Source organism: Candidatus Campbellbacteria bacterium (assembly GCA_024653945.1).
Classification (GTDB): domain Bacteria; phylum Patescibacteriota; class Minisyncoccia; order Phycocordibacterales; family EsbW-18; genus EsbW-18.
On the sequence record JANLIT010000004.1, the window covers coordinates 109,894 to 125,898 of the forward strand.

17 protein-coding genes are annotated in these 16,005 nt (G+C 40.3%); 2 read left to right on the forward strand and 15 right to left on the reverse strand.

Annotated elements, in window-relative coordinates; all coding sequences use genetic code 11:
• Positions 1-76 precede the first annotated feature (76 nt).
• From murB to NUW02_03590, 5 genes are all read right to left on the reverse strand, one after another.
• Entirely contained in the window at positions 77-1,123 is a 1,047-nt protein-coding gene (murB, locus tag NUW02_03570; GenBank protein MCR4275090.1) for a UDP-N-acetylmuramate dehydrogenase, read from the reverse strand.
• 160 nt (positions 1,124-1,283) lie between these two features.
• A complete protein-coding gene (locus NUW02_03575; protein MCR4275091.1) occupies positions 1,284-1,769 on the reverse strand; it encodes a hypothetical protein in 486 nt (161 codons plus the stop codon).
• Positions 1,770-1,999: 230 nt separating this feature from the next.
• The gene (locus NUW02_03580; GenBank protein ID MCR4275092.1) at positions 2,000-4,222 is read right to left on the reverse strand and encodes an O-antigen ligase family protein; all 2,223 of its coding nucleotides are present in this window, start codon (positions 4,220-4,222) and stop codon (positions 2,000-2,002) included.
• 46 nt (positions 4,223-4,268) lie between these two features.
• Positions 4,269-5,006: a class I SAM-dependent methyltransferase gene (locus tag NUW02_03585; protein ID MCR4275093.1), complete on the reverse strand. Its 738-nt coding sequence runs from the start codon at positions 5,004-5,006 to the stop codon at positions 4,269-4,271.
• Positions 5,007-5,016: 10 nt separating this feature from the next.
• A complete protein-coding gene (locus NUW02_03590) occupies positions 5,017-5,763 on the reverse strand; it encodes an FkbM family methyltransferase (GenBank protein MCR4275094.1) in 747 nt (248 codons plus the stop codon).
• Positions 5,764-6,004: 241 nt separating this feature from the next.
• On the opposite strand from NUW02_03590, the gene NUW02_03595 reads away from it, so the two are divergent.
• Positions 6,005-7,291: an oligosaccharide flippase family protein gene (locus NUW02_03595; protein ID MCR4275095.1), complete on the forward strand. Its 1,287-nt coding sequence runs from the start codon at positions 6,005-6,007 to the stop codon at positions 7,289-7,291.
• 11 nt (positions 7,292-7,302) lie between these two features.
• Positions 7,303-7,884, forward strand: a complete 582-nt coding sequence (locus NUW02_03600) for a class I SAM-dependent methyltransferase (GenBank protein MCR4275096.1) — start codon at positions 7,303-7,305, stop codon at positions 7,882-7,884.
• 1 nt (position 7,885) lies between these two features.
• Here NUW02_03600 and NUW02_03605 read toward each other — a convergent pair whose 3' ends face one another.
• The 10 genes from NUW02_03605 to NUW02_03650 all read right to left on the reverse strand — a co-directional run bounded on the left by NUW02_03605 (position 7,886) and on the right by NUW02_03650 (position 15,994).
• Positions 7,886-8,542 carry an FkbM family methyltransferase gene (locus NUW02_03605; protein ID MCR4275097.1) on the reverse strand — a complete coding sequence of 219 codons (657 nt, stop codon included), beginning with the start codon at positions 8,540-8,542 and terminating at the stop codon, positions 7,886-7,888.
• 1 nt (position 8,543) lies between these two features.
• Positions 8,544-9,437 carry a glycosyltransferase gene (locus NUW02_03610; GenBank protein ID MCR4275098.1) on the reverse strand — a complete coding sequence of 298 codons (894 nt, stop codon included), beginning with the start codon at positions 9,435-9,437 and terminating at the stop codon, positions 8,544-8,546.
• Positions 9,434-9,820 carry a hypothetical protein gene (locus NUW02_03615; protein ID MCR4275099.1) on the reverse strand — a complete coding sequence of 129 codons (387 nt, stop codon included), beginning with the start codon at positions 9,818-9,820 and terminating at the stop codon, positions 9,434-9,436. Before NUW02_03615 ends, NUW02_03610 begins: the two co-directional genes overlap by 4 nt.
• A 4-nt stretch (positions 9,821-9,824) precedes the next feature.
• Complete coding sequence (locus tag NUW02_03620; protein ID MCR4275100.1) at positions 9,825-10,646, reverse strand: FkbM family methyltransferase; 822 nt, start codon at positions 10,644-10,646, stop codon at positions 9,825-9,827.
• Positions 10,618-11,760 carry a glycosyltransferase gene (locus NUW02_03625; protein MCR4275101.1) on the reverse strand — a complete coding sequence of 381 codons (1,143 nt, stop codon included), beginning with the start codon at positions 11,758-11,760 and terminating at the stop codon, positions 10,618-10,620. The genes NUW02_03620 and NUW02_03625 overlap by 29 nt, the downstream gene beginning before the upstream one ends.
• Positions 11,747-12,418 (reverse strand): class I SAM-dependent methyltransferase, encoded by a 672-nt coding sequence (locus NUW02_03630; GenBank protein ID MCR4275102.1) that lies wholly within the window; start codon positions 12,416-12,418, stop codon positions 11,747-11,749. Before NUW02_03630 ends, NUW02_03625 begins: the two co-directional genes overlap by 14 nt.
• A gap of 151 nt (positions 12,419-12,569) precedes the next feature.
• Positions 12,570-13,634: a hypothetical protein gene (locus tag NUW02_03635; GenBank protein MCR4275103.1), complete on the reverse strand. Its 1,065-nt coding sequence runs from the start codon at positions 13,632-13,634 to the stop codon at positions 12,570-12,572.
• On the reverse strand, positions 13,631-14,740 hold the full coding sequence (locus tag NUW02_03640; GenBank protein ID MCR4275104.1) for a glycosyltransferase family 4 protein: 1,110 nt from the start codon (positions 14,738-14,740) through the stop codon (positions 13,631-13,633). Before NUW02_03640 ends, NUW02_03635 begins: the two co-directional genes overlap by 4 nt.
• 7 nt (positions 14,741-14,747) lie before the next feature.
• Positions 14,748-15,362 carry a class I SAM-dependent methyltransferase gene (locus tag NUW02_03645; protein ID MCR4275105.1) on the reverse strand — a complete coding sequence of 205 codons (615 nt, stop codon included), beginning with the start codon at positions 15,360-15,362 and terminating at the stop codon, positions 14,748-14,750.
• Positions 15,359-15,994: a methionine biosynthesis protein MetW gene (locus NUW02_03650; GenBank protein MCR4275106.1), complete on the reverse strand. Its 636-nt coding sequence runs from the start codon at positions 15,992-15,994 to the stop codon at positions 15,359-15,361. Before NUW02_03650 ends, NUW02_03645 begins: the two co-directional genes overlap by 4 nt.
• Positions 15,995-16,005 lie beyond the last annotated feature (11 nt).

Below are 16,005 nucleotides of genomic sequence, written 5' to 3' on the forward strand. Positions count from 1 at the left end.
GAAAGTTCAAAGTACAAATTTCAAAACCAAAAAACATATTCCCGTCTTTATGTTTTTCTTCTTCGTGTATCACTTTTTATTTCATCATCACAACCTCTTTTTCAATTTGAATTCCTGTTTTTTCAAAAACAATTTCTCCTATGTGCTCCGCAAATGTGTACACTTCATCAGCGGTTGCGCCATGTTCTGTCACCAATACTAACGGCTGTTGTTCAAAAAGAAATACTCGGCCCTCTTTAAAACCCTTAAAATTACAGACTTCATCAAGCACCCAGGCAAGGGGGATCTTTACGCGCACAGAATCAACAGGAAAACTTGGCATTTCAGGATACTTTTGCAACAAGGACTCATACACACCTTTTGCAATGATTGGATTTTTAAAAAATGAGCCCGCGGTGCCAAATATGCTCATGTCGGGAAATTTTTGCGCTCGTATCTGAAGAACCGCTTCACGAATATTCGATGGATTTTGAGGCAGTGTACCCTTTTTGGAAAAAAAGAGGGACACATCTTTATACTCCATTGAGGGGGTAAAGTTTTTTGAAAGTGTATATGCAACTCGGGTTACTGTGTATGACTTTCCTTTTTCTGATTTAAAAATACTGTCACGATATCCAAAACGACATTCATTGCAAGAAAGTTTTTTGCTCACGAGTGTGCGTGTGTCAAACACTTCAACGTATGCAATATGAGCACCAACCTCAACACCATAGGCTCCTATATTTTGCACAGGTGATGCTCCAACACTTCCAGGAATACCCGAGAGGTTTTCTAGACCCGAAAGACCCCGTGCCACCGTGTCCGCAACAAAGGTGTCCCAACTTTCTCCTCCAGCACATACAGCAAGCACTGTTTGTGTATCTATATTTTCATACAAAATACCCTTCATTTGCATATACACAACAACCCCTTCATACATTCCATCAGGAATAAGAACATTGGAACCACCACCTAAGACAAAAATGGGTAGATTTTTTTCACGTGCAAAAAGAGTTGCATCTCGAAGTTCTTCTACGGACGCCACGGAAGCAAAATAGCGTGCATTTCCACCAATGCGCAGTGTGGTATACGGCGCAAGGGGCTCATTTTCTCTACACACGAACTCGTGTGCGTTTCTGGTCATACATGACCGGCGGGTGCGAAGCTCCATGTGTTGTTCTATGTGAGTGCAGCCGCCGGTCATGTACAAACAGAACCGCCTTCCATTCTACATGAATGGAAGGCGGTGCAAAAGCTTTTTTTCGTCAACCCGTCTAAGCGAGGTTTAACCTCGCCAAAGAAAGCTACTCAAGCACTTGTGGTTCTTCTGCTACGACCTCTTCTGTAACTGGCTCTACTTGTGCCACTGGTGCTGGCTGATTTGTGGTCGCCTTTTTCAAAGATTCTTTGTATTGGTTTATTGACGCAATAACCTGGGATGATTCGCGCAGTGGTTGGATTATGAGAATGTGTTCTCGGTTAATGAACATGGTATCTTCTGGTGCGTGAAGTTCATTTCCACTTTTTTGCAAAATAAACTCTGGACGCTCTGCTGTGCCACCTTGTTGTAGATAGAACGCGTCCACAAGAATTACATCCCTGTAATTCATGGACTCAATTTTTCCAAAAAAGACTTGGTTGGTTGTCAAAAAGACAGCAACATATGTTGATTCACCTATGAGGGCACTATCTGAACCAAGAAGCGTGTCATACGAGTACCACGTGGCACCACCAACAAGCCCACCAAAAAGAATCATGACAATGACAGAAGATATCGTTAGTTTTTTCATACTATATACTATTAAAAATTAAAATTACACTACGACGCCATTAAAATATGTATCCACTAAGGACTATAGTATACAGTGTTACACTCATAAAAAAATGTCCGTGTGGATATGTACTAAACGAAAACTCCACCCAAGGGGCGGAGCTTTCGCAGAACATCTGTGGAGTAGCTTAACACGCTACCGCACTCACACTAGTATCATAGCATAGTGATACAAAAAAAGCAAGTGGATTATTGTGCAACATTTTGAGGCTGTGCATCTTTTCCACCCTGTATTGCCTCTCGCAGTATCGGCACACCTTTTGCAAACTCTGTGTTTATACTGGCGGCATCATCAACAAGTTGTAAGGCCTTTTGTGTGTTGCCCGCATCGGTGAGCTCATTAATTTTTGAAAGGTAGTTATCAATATTTCCACTTGTAAGGAGCTCGCCACGAAGTAGCTGGAAGACGATGCCCTCCACCACACTGTCAAAATCGGTCATTTCTCCACGCCGATATTCTTCAGAAATAAGATGTGCGGTTGTTGTTCCAAACGTTTTTTGTGCAAAAGCGTCCACTTCAGATACCATCTTCATATTAAACAGTAGTGCAAGATACCGTGTGGCATATTCCTGACTTTCGGGGGCAAGTACTACTAGCCTTTCAAATACCTTGCGCGCTTGTTCTGATTCTCCCTGCAACAACAGCACCATGCCGTATTCACTCAAAAACATCTGTCTGTTTGGGTTAAGTGCTAACAGCTCTTCAAAAAGACGAATTGCCTCATCAAAATTCCCGAGGCGCGCCTCAAAAATTGCCATGAAATATTTAGGTCGTGTATTAAGTGGGTCTTCTTGCACAGCCATGCGCGCCTCATCATATGCACGAGAGAGATATGCTTGTTTTATATCATTAGATGCGTTGCTAGACGCGAGGGTGAATGCAACACGGCTCAATTGCAAACGTGATTCATCTTTTCCTATTGAATCTTTGAGTGCTCGCTCAAAAAACGGAAGTGTTGCGACTGGGTCTTGGCCCCCTCCTATGTACGTAAGGCCTGTAATAAGAGATTGTGACGCAATAATATGAGGAATAGAAGTTGTATATGCCAGTATGAGTATCGCCACCACACCAACATAGGAAGTGCCTCGACGAATAGATGCATTTTGTATAAGGAAAGTATTACTATTCTTTTCCACAACCACCTGGTGATATGCACTTGAAAATGATTCAATAAAACCAATAAAAGAAAAGAAGAAGATGTAGCTGATGAGATTATCAAATACAAAAACATTGTGAACAAAATATCCAGCAAGCAATCCTGTGAAGAGTGCTCTCTCTGGAACAGAGAGCTGCGTTGTTGGGCGCCAGAGTACTATGAGTGAAATAACAAACAATGAAAGATAGGAGAGAAGGCCGAGAATACCCGCAGAAATAAGCCAATCAAAAAAGACACTGTGTGCTCGGTCAAACCACGGCTCTTGAATATACATTCGTGGGTCATAGTACTTTCCAAACACCACAATGAAGTTGTCCTGACCCCAACCAAGAATGGGTCGTTCAAGAAAACCATTTTTTGCAATACTTCCCCACAACACAAGGCGTGACTGAACCGTCTGCCCAGATAACGACGTGTTCGCAATACGTGAAAGAAACTGGCTGTTCTGAACAAACGAGCTTTTGCGAATTCCAAAAAACATCCCCGCTCCAAGAACCATAAGAATAATAAAACCAATTGATATCTTTCTGAGGCGTGCTACGTCTTTTCCCTTCCATGCAATAAGAATTGCGGTAAGGAATAACCCACCAACAAGACCGAGGAGTGTTCCGCGAGTTCCTGTGTAGTACAGTGTCACGAACTGCAAAACAAGCGCAAGTACATAGAAAATTGAGAGTGGACGCGATGAATACTTTTTATACAAAAACCACAGCGTTACAAAAATATGGAAAAGCATGTACACAGCCAAATAAATTGAGTTGCCTAATGTTGCGTCCACCCTGTCTCCACCTTGAGACATTGCAAGAACACCCACAAGTTGCAACATGGCATAGAGACCTACTCCTGCACTGGCAACGATTGATGTATTCCAAAACTTCACCCAAAAATTCTTTTTTGTTAACACAGAAAATGCTACAAAAAAGTATGCACAAAGGTACAGAAATGTAACGAGACCATCCATGCGCTCAAAATTACTCCACAAACTTCTTTGAAAATTAACACCAAAAATATCAGCGAGTGTGACGATACTAAAAAATACCAAGATACTTAACACCAACGGAGAGCGGTGTGGAAGATATGATTTGTCAATAAGTACGAGGGCAAACCACAGTGCAAGGAGAATGCCAACGATAATTCGAAAGATAAACGCCTTTCCTGTAATAAAGGGAAAGAATAGTGACCCCGTTACCACAAATGGAATGAAGGGGACAAGAAATAGGCCTGCTACTAAAACTTTTTCAAGAATGCGTTGCATGTTGGAGATACTATAGCACCTTGAGAGGAGCTGGGCGAATAGTATTCTATCCCTTTTTTGTTCCCCAAATACAGACCGCGGGAAGCATTTTTTCTAATATGTGTATATCTTTTGTAGTAGCACTAATTTTTTCCTCTAGAATATTTACTAAAGAGAGTATTTCATGTAAATCACTTGTGTGTGTATTTTTAAGCAAGGCGACGAGAGACGGATTATTGTGCCATGTTACTTTTTCTATTTTTACACCACCTTGTTGAAGGGTATCTGTAACACGTGAGAAGTTCACATACGCAGCAAATTTTGTTTCAGGAATCAACTTCTTTACAAAAGAATACTTTTTGGACAGGTTACAGAGTGCAACATGAAAATGTTCCTTGAGATTTGAAGGATAGAGCGCGTGTCCAAGGTCATACAAATGAATGATGCGTCCGTTTGATTTCAAAAGGTCAACAGAAAACTGTAAGAATGTTTCTAAATCTTTGACATGTTCAAGAACACTTAAAGACACAACGACATCAAACATACCCCTCCACCTTTCTTCATCTTCACCATATCCTAAACGCCCCTCAACTGAGGCTGTTGGAAATGATTTGAGTATCGTGCGGGCTTGAGCTGCTTCGCTCTTGTTTGGTTCAAATCCCACATATCGCATCTGTGGATATTTTTTGAGAAGTTCAATGAAATTCTTTGACTGTCCCGATCCAAGATCTCCAATTGCCAAATCTGGCTTCTGTATCAACATCTTTTCAATTTCATCTATAACAAAGAATTTTGATGGTTTCATAGAATAGGAACTACCCTTGTAATCTTTGAAACTTTTGACGAGGTATGGCAAGCACATCAATCACAATTCCCCCTTGATTGAAAAAAAACAGTTTTGGCTCGTACCATAACACAATCATCCATAAATAAAAAAATCGGTTTCCATTAACATAAAATGTATAGTCTTTAAGTGCTTTGTGAATTTTTTTTAAAGGGTGTTTGTTATTCTTCCTGAGGTCTGGCAAAAAAAATTCAAAAAAGATAAAAGGTTTGTACTGTTTGATTGTGTTCTTGGCCCCCTCAAACACTTCCGGCTCATGTCCCTCTACATCAATCTTGATAAAATCTACCTGACCTAAGTTAAGGCTATCTAGTGTTTTAAGTGGCACGTTTCCACCTTCATGTATTGCAAACGCACCAGTGTTAGTGGAATCGGGTGTTGTCATTGTTACAGTGCCATTTTTTGCCCCCAACGCACACTCGTGAACCTCAACATTAGTTATTTTGTTTTGCTCTATATTTTTATAAAGATATTTTCTATTTTCTGTGACTGGCTCAAAAGCGTGTACTCTGTGGGAAGCTTTGGCTAGAGGAATGACCGTGGTGCCTATATGTGCTCCTATATCCAACACAACACTATCAGATGTAATGTATTTCAATATCGTTTCAATATTTTCTGAATAAAAAAACCCCGTCTTTTCAAAATGACGCGCCATTCTCGTATTGGTACTCACGTCAAATGTAAACTTACCGTACCTACTTTCAAAAGTTTTCTCCATACTATGTCAGAAAAAATGTTTATTATATGTATTCACATGTTCACACAAATAGGATGGTAGCACATGATAAGAACTCACAGTAGGGACAAAAAAGAAAGTGTACGCTACACCTTGTTAGAAATCTAACAGTTACAAACACTCTCATACTTTAAAAAACGCGATTGGTGTGTACAGCTAATACAATTGTCTACATGATGGAAACCATTTGGTTTCCCATTTCTAACGGGGTACACTAGCATATATGCAAGATACGAAAAACAAGATAGTACAATTCCTTCGTTGGAGTGAACAATATACAAAGACAGACATGCTCTACTTGGCAAAGGGCGGTTTCTGGATAACATTCGGACGTGTCATAAGCGCTGGTTCTGGTTTTTTACTTACACTCCTGCTCGCAAACACCATATCAAAAGAAGCTCTTGGTAACTATAAATTTGTCCAGTCCTTTGCTGGAATTATTATGTCGTTTTCTCTCACAGGAATGGGTGCGGCTATTATTCAATCTGTAGCACGTGGAAACGATGGAGTGATACGTGAGGGTTTCAAAACATTTCTTTCGTGGAGTGTTCTCATGACCGCCATCGCCTGGGGTTCTGCAATCTACTATTTTTTAAACGGAAATATCGTGCTTGGGTGGTCATTGGTTGTCATTGGTATTACTCTTCCCCTCCAGGCCGGTGGTTTTTTTAGTCCTTTTCTTATTGGGAAAAAAGAATTCAAAACAGAAACTATTTTTGGTGTTGTGTGCACTATTGTTCCACTACTTGCAACAGGGGTAACTGCACTTTTTACAGATGTTACTTCTTTTCTTGTTTTGGCGTTTTTTGGAACAAGCGCTTTTGTAGGAATGATTTTCTATCATATTACATTGAAACGGTACAACCCACCACGAGAAACGGAGGTGAAAGCACTCACCTATGGAAAACACTTGAGTGTTATGAATATACTTGGTTCGATTTCGTTGCAACTTGATCGCCTCCTTGTTTTTCACTATTTAGGAGCGGCACAAATGGCATTGTATGCGGTTGCGCTTGCCGCACCACAACAACTTCGTTTTGGAAGTAAACTCCTTGCCACAATGGCACTGCCAAAACTTAGCGGAACAGATCCAGCGCCTATATATAAAACACTGCCCCGAAAAGCTTTATTGGTATTTTGTGGCTCTCTTCTTATTACCTTTGTATATATCATGCTTGCTCCGTTGTTTTTTAAACTTTTTTTTCCAACATACGGCGATGCGATCATCTACTCTCAAGTATTTGCACTCGTTATACTTTTTTTTCCCGCAGCGTTATTTCAACAATTTCTTGTTGGACAAATGCAACAAAAATGGCTCTACATTCTACAAACAAGTATTCCATTTGTGAAAATAGTGCTTCTCTTTATTTTTCTTCCACTCTATGGGATATGGGGAGCACTCATCTCTATTCTAGGAATGGAAGTGGTTCGCATGATTACTATACTCAGTATCTTTTTTAAACTTTCAAAAGATTCTCAAAAACTCACACAAAGTAGTGATGTGTTGTAATATATGTCCGTATGGAAACTATAGTTCAAAAAGTTATCTCACATATGGGAAAGAACTCAGGAGGCTTTACTCTTCATTATCTCTTTCTATATAACCTTATTATCGGCATGGAAGCAAAAAATGTTCTTGAGTTAGGTGCGGGGTTTTCTACACCAGTTATTCTTGGTGCACTTGAAAAAACTGGTGGAAAACTTATTACCTGTGACCAACGAAGTGTCGCTGAAACGGGAAACGACCCTGCCCTAAAACAGCAGTATCCGTCGTGGAAATTCCTTCAAGGAAAAACCGGGGAAACTTTGGCACAAATACAAGATGAGGTTTTTGATGTGGTACTCCATGATGCATCTCATGATGTCTTTCCTGTATACCAAGATTTACGAAAAATTATTCCACATGTAAAACAAAACGGTATCATTCTTGTTCACGACACTGAACATCCTGCATTTCGTCTTAGGTGGGCTGTGCGTCTTGCGTTTCTCTTTACACCACACGAAAAAGTAACACTCCCTTATGGATACGGCTTAACCATTGTGAGAATTCTCAAAGATTTTGGTAATGGCGAAGTTTTGTTAACGTGGAAGAAGGGTTCGTAGTTTACTTCTTAAATATCAACGACGGACCACACACCGAATAGAGTGTGAAACCTTTTGTATACAAAAAAGAATAGATCGCACTTTCTTGTGGTCTTTCAATATTGAATATGTGGTCTTCAATAACAATGACGTGGGTCGGAATATTCCAATTATGAGACCACAGTACTTGCATATCGGACCCTTCGGCATCAATTGAAAGCACATCAATTTCTTTGATATTCTCCTGTATAAGAATTTTTGAAAGTGGGCAGAGTGTTACCATTTCCGTCTTTTGGAGCAGTATGCCCTGTGATTGCCACACGTGTGCTTGTGCTTCGTTCGTAGTGTTATATGCAGAATCAGTAAAGTGAAAATATTTCTCGTTGGATTCTTTCTCTCCAATTCCTACAGAGTAAAACTTGTCTCTTGGACGAAATATTTTAAAAAGTAGCTGTGCTTCTTTGTTCGGATCAATAACAATTCCACGCCACCCCCGATGATACAAAAAATAGGTATTAGAATATTGGGTTGGATGAAACGCACCAACATCAACATATAATCCGTTTTTCTTCCGAAGGAGTGGTGCTAACACCACATCTTCACCGAATTGCGAAAATGAACGAATACTTCCTTTTTTAAGAAACAACTTAATAATAGTTTTTAGAATTTTAAAAAACATATCAGTATAGTGCACGGAGAAGACGAGAGCCACACGGAATACAAGAGAGAATATACAAGACCCAGTATGGCACCATCTTTATGTGGTAATGGGCCGCATCATGTGCATAGCAACGCGCTCTTTTTACGTCTCCAGCAAGCAGTAGACCCATTGCCGTACCGTAACAGTAATCCGCGTACCGCGGTGCGCTTATTGCTTTGAGGTACGCTCCGTGACGCTCTAGAAAACCCACGAGGTGTGAGGCACGTTCAATTGCATACTGTGCGTTTTTCTTTTTTCTTGAAGATGTGAGCGAACCTTCATTGGGACTATTGTGCACATCAGCGAGCATTTCGTCTAAGTGATACCACTTTCCTCTTTCAATAAGCTCAACGTTAACCAAAAAATCAATATTTCTTGATTTATAGGATATCTGCTTCATTACATTCGTTCGTGCAACACGAACTTTTTCGTTACTTGGAAGTTTTTTACACAATATATCCGCGAGCATAACCTCTCCTGTTGAAAAATGTGGATATGTTTTTTCTTTTCCACCTATAAGAATACGTGCTGGTGCAGAAACAATAGATACGGTTGGTTGCTGTTTAAAAGTAGAAATAATTTTCTCTAGTGCATAAGGATATAATTCATCATCACTGTCCCATACAAGAATATAGTCCCCTCTTGCTTCTTGGATACCCCGATTTCGAACCATGGAGGCACCACTGTTGTTTGAAAGTTTAATATAGCGCACTCGAGGGTCCGTAATCGCTTTCATTAATTGCTCGGTACCGTCAGTTGAACCATCGTCAACAACAAGCACCTCAATATCTTGATGGGTTTGTTTCAAAACACTCCTGAGTGATTTTGGGAGTGTGTCTTCACGGTTATATGTTGCTAGAACGATGGTTATCATTGTATCTCCTTTTCATTTTTAGAACGCACAACCAATTCGCCTTTCGTATATGCAATAGAGTTGGGGGGAATATTCTTTGTAATAACTGCGTTGGCACCAATAACACTTCCTTTACCAATAGTAATTCCACCAATAATTTTTGCTCCCGTAAAAATAGTTACATCATCTTCAATGGTAGGCCACCCTTGATTATTTCCAGTTTCTTTCCCTCCAATAGTGACGCATGAAAAAATGAGAACATTTTTTCCTATTTTTGCTTCGTTGGAAACCACCACCCCAACAGCATGAGGAAACCTCACGTGTTTTGAAAAAAGATATCGAAATGGTATTTCACTTGAAAAAAACGCCCTTATTCTATTGAGTTTTTTTGAAGAAAAAGCCATGGGATTATTTTTTATATCCAGTAATAATGTATCGTTGTTTTTTCTTTGTTGGCTCAATCACTATAGTATATATCTCTCGCAACGCGGAAAGAAACTGCTCAAGGGATATTTTTATAAGGTCTTCGTGTACCTCTCCAAGTATGGCGCGGACATGTGTAAGCGCCTCTATATTAGAAAGCAAAAACTCTTCTGCACCTTCAATATCGAAAACAAGCAAGTCTATCCCTTTGGAGCCATACGTTTCCAAAATGTCACGCAATGTGATACTCGGTACTTTAACTTTTTGCACATCTGACGAACGCTGGGTGAGCGATGAAGAAAGTGATTGTTGGTGAACAAAAAAATTCACTTCGCCACGAGAACCAGAAACAGCGCCGTGTACCAACGTACTGTTTGCAATACCTGTCAAACGTTCTTTAAGGAGTGGAAGAATTTTTGGGTTTGGTTCAACGGCAATAATATGGGCACGTGGAAATAGTGTGTGCAAAAAAAGAGTGGAGATTCCTGTGTTTGCCCCTAAATCAACAATGGTCTGTGGTTCAAATGACAACTGAATATGGTATACCCTCCGACAAAAAAATTCATAGAGCAGTGCAACTTCTTCATGAGAGCGTAGGGTAACATCAAATGTGGTGTTGTTGTACGAGAGGTGAAACGGAATTGTATAGTTAAGTGAGGATTCGGGTATGCGTACTAGTGTGTGTTGAAAAGATCTATATATAAGAACACTAAAAATCCGTATCTTCTCATATATGTTTGCACCAAGAAGAGCGACGGAGATACTTTCTTGTATTCTTTTAAAGAATCGATTGGATACTTTTTTCATATTCCTTTGTCACCTGCACAATATCAAACCGAAGCGCGGTCTCGTGACAGTTTTTTTGAATTTGAGCGTGGTTTTGTTCGAGTAGCTTTACGCACAAAGACATTTTTTTCTCCACTTCGTTTGGATTTTGTTCAGCAATGTAACCGTTATATCCGTCACGAAGAAATTCGTCTACACCCGGAACTTGAGTTGAAACCATTGGCAAACCGAAAGTCATTGCTTCAATGCCCACATTTGGGAATCCTTCACGCTTTGACGTAAGAACAAAGAAATCACTGGCCGCATACCACGCAAATACATCGTCCCGGTATCCAAGAAGGTGTACTGTACTCTGTAACCCTCTCTCCCGTATGTACTGCCCTAACCGTTCGCGCTCCACACCATCTCCAACAATCACGAGATGATATTTTGGATGTGTTTGGGTAAAAATTACAAATGCATCAACGAGAAGCGTGTGATTTTTTTGTGGTTTTAATCGTGCAATATTGAGAATGATTTTTTCATCCTCCAACAAACCAATTTCTGACCGCACTCGCCGTTTTTCTTGTTCTTCACCTATTAAAAACCTTTCTACCGCACCAATATCAACCCCATTGTGAATAACGGTGATTTTTTCTCTAGAAATCCATGCTTGTTTAGAGATAAAATCTGCAACAGATGAAGAAACAGCAACGAGTACGTCCGAGAATGGGGCAAGTATAAAATCAATTATTCGGTGATATATTTTCTTTTCTTCGTATGTATTGTGTTCACGTGTGATAACCTTATATGCAAAAAATAGTTTTAAGATGCGCACAATCGCATTTGCTGAAAACATACTACTAACCACCGCGTCTGGATGAAGAGTTTTAAAAAGAGTATACAGCGCTCTCCACTGACCAATATCTGATGCTCCAGCAAAATTCAACCTATGTATAGCAACATCTTGTGGAACATCTTTATACAACGACGGAAGCTGTGGCCGTTCAAAAAGTGTTACAAGAGAAAGAATAAACTGTTCCCGATTAAAATGCCGAAGGAGTTTTAGTGTGTGCATTTCTATTCCACCACCCGAGAGTAAGCTCGGGAGCACAAACATGACGTGTATTTTTTTGTGTTGATTACCTTTGTCCATGAAACACTACAACTGCATACAGCCCTGAGCAAAAAGGAAGAATCCTATCTACTTTGTTAGCCATTATTTTTAACATTTTGTATGCTGGTCTTGTTCGAAACACCGACACGCCGAGAGTGCGTTCCGGAATTGTAATACAAAAAAAGTGCAGGAAGAACGAACCGAGGCCACCCATTCTATATACCACATACTGACTAGCATTAAACAAGCGTCTGATACGCGCTGGAGTGTACTGTCGATACCCATGCCATAAGTATAACGGCAGTGACCATAATGACGGAACGATGTGCACTTCAATACCATCGTCAGCACATAATTCACGTGCCTTCAGAACGGCGGCCGTATCATTGGCAATATGTTCTAGTGACGTATTTGAAATAACGAGATCAAATTTTTTATTGGTATGTAGTGTGGTGATATCTTTGTTTAAAAACTCCGTTGTAAATGCCGGTTCGGCGTGCAGATTAAATTTCGGTTCTTGTACAATATCTACCCCAGTATAGACGCCGCTGTATCCTGCTAGTGCTAGCAGTGACCGTGTGTACGCTGTTCCACATCCAATATCAAGGACAGACACACTCTTCGGAGTAAAAATCCTTGGGATCTCGGTACCAACAAAAGAGTCGAGGTACGAGCGCATTGGAGAATCTTGGGACACACCCTTAAAGCGAGCGCACCAAAAACGCATGCGGAGTGGGTATCTTAACCCAAGCAGGTTTCTAGTAGCGTTATACAGTAGATACCAAATCTTTTTACCCCATGAAAGGGGTGTATCTCCAGATAGTTCATTCATACTGACTATCATACCACTAGAGACGTTTTCGTATTTCTTCAACTAAAAATGGGGTGAATGAGTCAATTCTTAAATATGTTTCAAATGTAGCACGTGCCCTTTTTTGCATCTCCTGAAAAGAGTCTTGGGAGATTTCTGTGTGAAATGCACTCACACGTTCTGCTGTGGTATATCGATCAGCATAGTCAACAAAAAGACAGAATGCTCTGTAGTTAATTTTATTTTCAAGAGGAAACACGCATTCTGTATCAAGAACAAGTGGTATACGTCCGAGAGAAAGTGCTTCGTAAAAACGTGTGGATTGGTTTGCGTCACCCTTTACACACAGTGCGTAATCGGTTCCGACAATGTTGTCAATAAATTCTTTGCGTAAGATGGCGGGGTCATCTTCCACTGTTCGCGTATTGCCTGAGTATGAACTTCGTGTTTGAAATACTGTACTAATACCTCCTGAATGTGAAAGTTTTTTTAGTACTTCCCTACGAAGGAAAATACCCTTACGAAACACTCCATCCTTTAAAAATACGAGTGACCGTGCACGAATAAAACCTTCTTTTATATATGTTCTTAAGTGTTTTCCAACAGAAAGACTAGCCCACCCAACAAAACCAATCGAAGGAATGGCTCCTTTTGTACGAAGTGTGAGTACGTTGTTTTGACTTGACTCTAAAAGATCCTCAATGTATGCCGGAATAATAATATCTCGATCTGTCAGCAATCTTCGATATTGAGCAAATCGTAAAACAATACTATTTGGAATATCTATTGGACGCATAGTGTCTCCAAACGCATCAATAAGTAGTGGTTTGTTGTGTTGTTTGGCACACGCAACGGTTTCACTGATTCGAGTAGGATTCTTTTTTTGTAACCCCCAAAAGTTAAACGGGAGAAAATGACAATCACACATATCTGGGTTGTCTGTAACGTTATAGTATGAGGTATCAAATTGATGTTGTGAGAAAGCTCCTCCAAAAGAAACGGTCTTGTGTGAGCTATCACCCCAGAATGGATACATAAGAGGAGAAACACGTGCTTCTTCTCTCTGAAAAGTCGGATTAACGTACAACAGTAAAGGTTTCATGTATTCACTATAGCAATAATCTCTTGTGTAAATAGCGTCGATGCCGTGTCCCATGTATATTTTTGTACATGCCGAAGACCTTTTTCAACAAGCTCTGTTCGTAATTTTGTGTCTGAGATAATTTTTTCCATCGCACTCGCTATAGTGTCCGGATTGTAGGGGTCAACCAAGAGTGCCGCACCACCTGCAACTTCAGATAACACTGGAATATTGGATGTAATAACAGGAACCCCAACACTCATTGCTTCTGGAATAGGAAGACCAAAACCTTCCGCGAGACTACAAAAAACAAATGCAGATGCACTCTTGAGTAGTGACAGTAACTCTTTTTCAGAAACATATCCTGTACGAATAAGAGACCCCCCAAACCCCCGACGAGAAACTTCTTCTATAAGACCCATAAGATATGGTGTATCTTTTGTCTTTCCCGCCAAACAAAGTATGTGGGGTGCATGTGTTCGTTCTTTAAAGCGAATAAAACCTTCAATGATGCCGTGCATATTTTTCTTATATTTTGTACGGCCAACAAACAAAAAGTATGGTCCTTTAAAAAATGTTTGTGGTGCAATATCTTGGGGTACCTCACGAATTCCGTGTGGAACAACCTTTATTTTGTTTAACGATGTGTGATATGTGTCTGCAATTTCCTGTGCGGTGGCGTGCGTTGCTGTAAAAATAACTCGAGCACGCTTCATTGTGGGGTGAGCTAAAGTGCGCCATATTTTGTGTACAAACCACTGTTTCCACCCCGCCGTCTCTGGTTCGTAGAGTACTTCGTGACAATACACCGCTGTTTTTATATTCTTAGGAAGAACGAGGGGTAGCAACGGCATGTTAAAAATCAACACATCAGGAAAACGCTCTCTATGAAAAAAATATTCTTTCAGAAAGTAGAAATTTTTTCCAAGAAACGATTTTGAAATAATGACATTATGTACGTTGTGTGAAAGAGGAAAAAGTGTAAAAGGCTGTTTTGTATACACCACATATTCGTATTGTGGTGCATATTGTATAAGCCCGTGTAAATATTCGGCGGTCACGTACGCCAAACCAGACGGCTCGTGTTCTTCGTACGGATCTACAATTACTCCAATGCGTTGACTCATGTCAGATTTATTTTTTTATTGGTTCCATTTCCCAGACAAGATTTTTAATGGGTACAAGAATCGACAACTTTCTATCGTAGAATAGATTATGATTTTGAATAAAGCGTTTAAATAATCGCGTAAAAAAACCACGAGACCGTGCTGGCCACCCATACCAAAAACCAATACGTTTCCATGTGTGAGCACTGTATTGAAAATGTGATTTAGGTGTGTTCTCTACAAAAAAATAGTCCAGTGATTCCGATGTAAAAAAATGCTTGTGTGTAATATCCGTAAAACTGTCAGTCGAGCGAAAATACGGAACCGCAACAATGAGCCTCCCCCTTGGAGCAAGTACGCGCCACGCCTCGTCCATAAACGCGACAATGTCAGTCACGTGTTCGAGAACACTGTGTCCAAAAATGATATCTACTGAAGCGTCTTGCAATGGCCACGGTACTACATCAAGGTTATGTACCACATCAACTTCGGGCAATGCTAGCACGTCCATACCAAGAGCTCCCGATATTTTCGAATGCCCACATCCAACATGTAAAAGGCGTTTACCAGGGAATGGATTCTCTGTTGGAAAACCATTCTGTGTGAAAAACGATAGTGTGTATTGTTTTGTAGATGGGTTCATGATGATTTCGTAAAACAAATAACAAAAGATAATGCACACATGTTTGGAAACGCTCGTTGAAAAACCGTGCCGAAGAAGGACAATGGTTTGAACGTATTCATACTACATACCACCGCACGAAGACCTGCTTGTGATGCCATATTCTGTAACACGTGATAATTAAACCAATACACATGGCCTTTATTTGGTCTATTATTTTCAGGAACGCGTCCAAAAAGAGTTTGAAAACGTGCAGGAAATGAAGAAAAATTTGGAACTCCGATGATAACATTTTTTCGTGAAACGCGGGTCATTTCACACAACAAAAAAAGCGGGTCAAATTGATGCTCGAGTACATCTAGAGCGACTGCGTAATCAAATGAGTTGTCAGGAAAGGGTAATTTTCCGTTTAAATCATGTTGTGTGGCGCGCACGCCATGAGATACACATTTCTGTACCGCCTCCTCAGAAAAATCAATGCCTTCGCCCAATATCCCTTTTTCAGCAAGCATGGAGAGCAACAGACCGTCCCCACAACCGACATCAAGAACCGACCCATCAACAACCATATCTAAACAAGCTTGGTGTCTAAACTGAGCCTTTTGATTTCCCGACAGCCAGCGATTATTTTCAAATGTTTTTTGGGCATCCATAGGCAAAACTA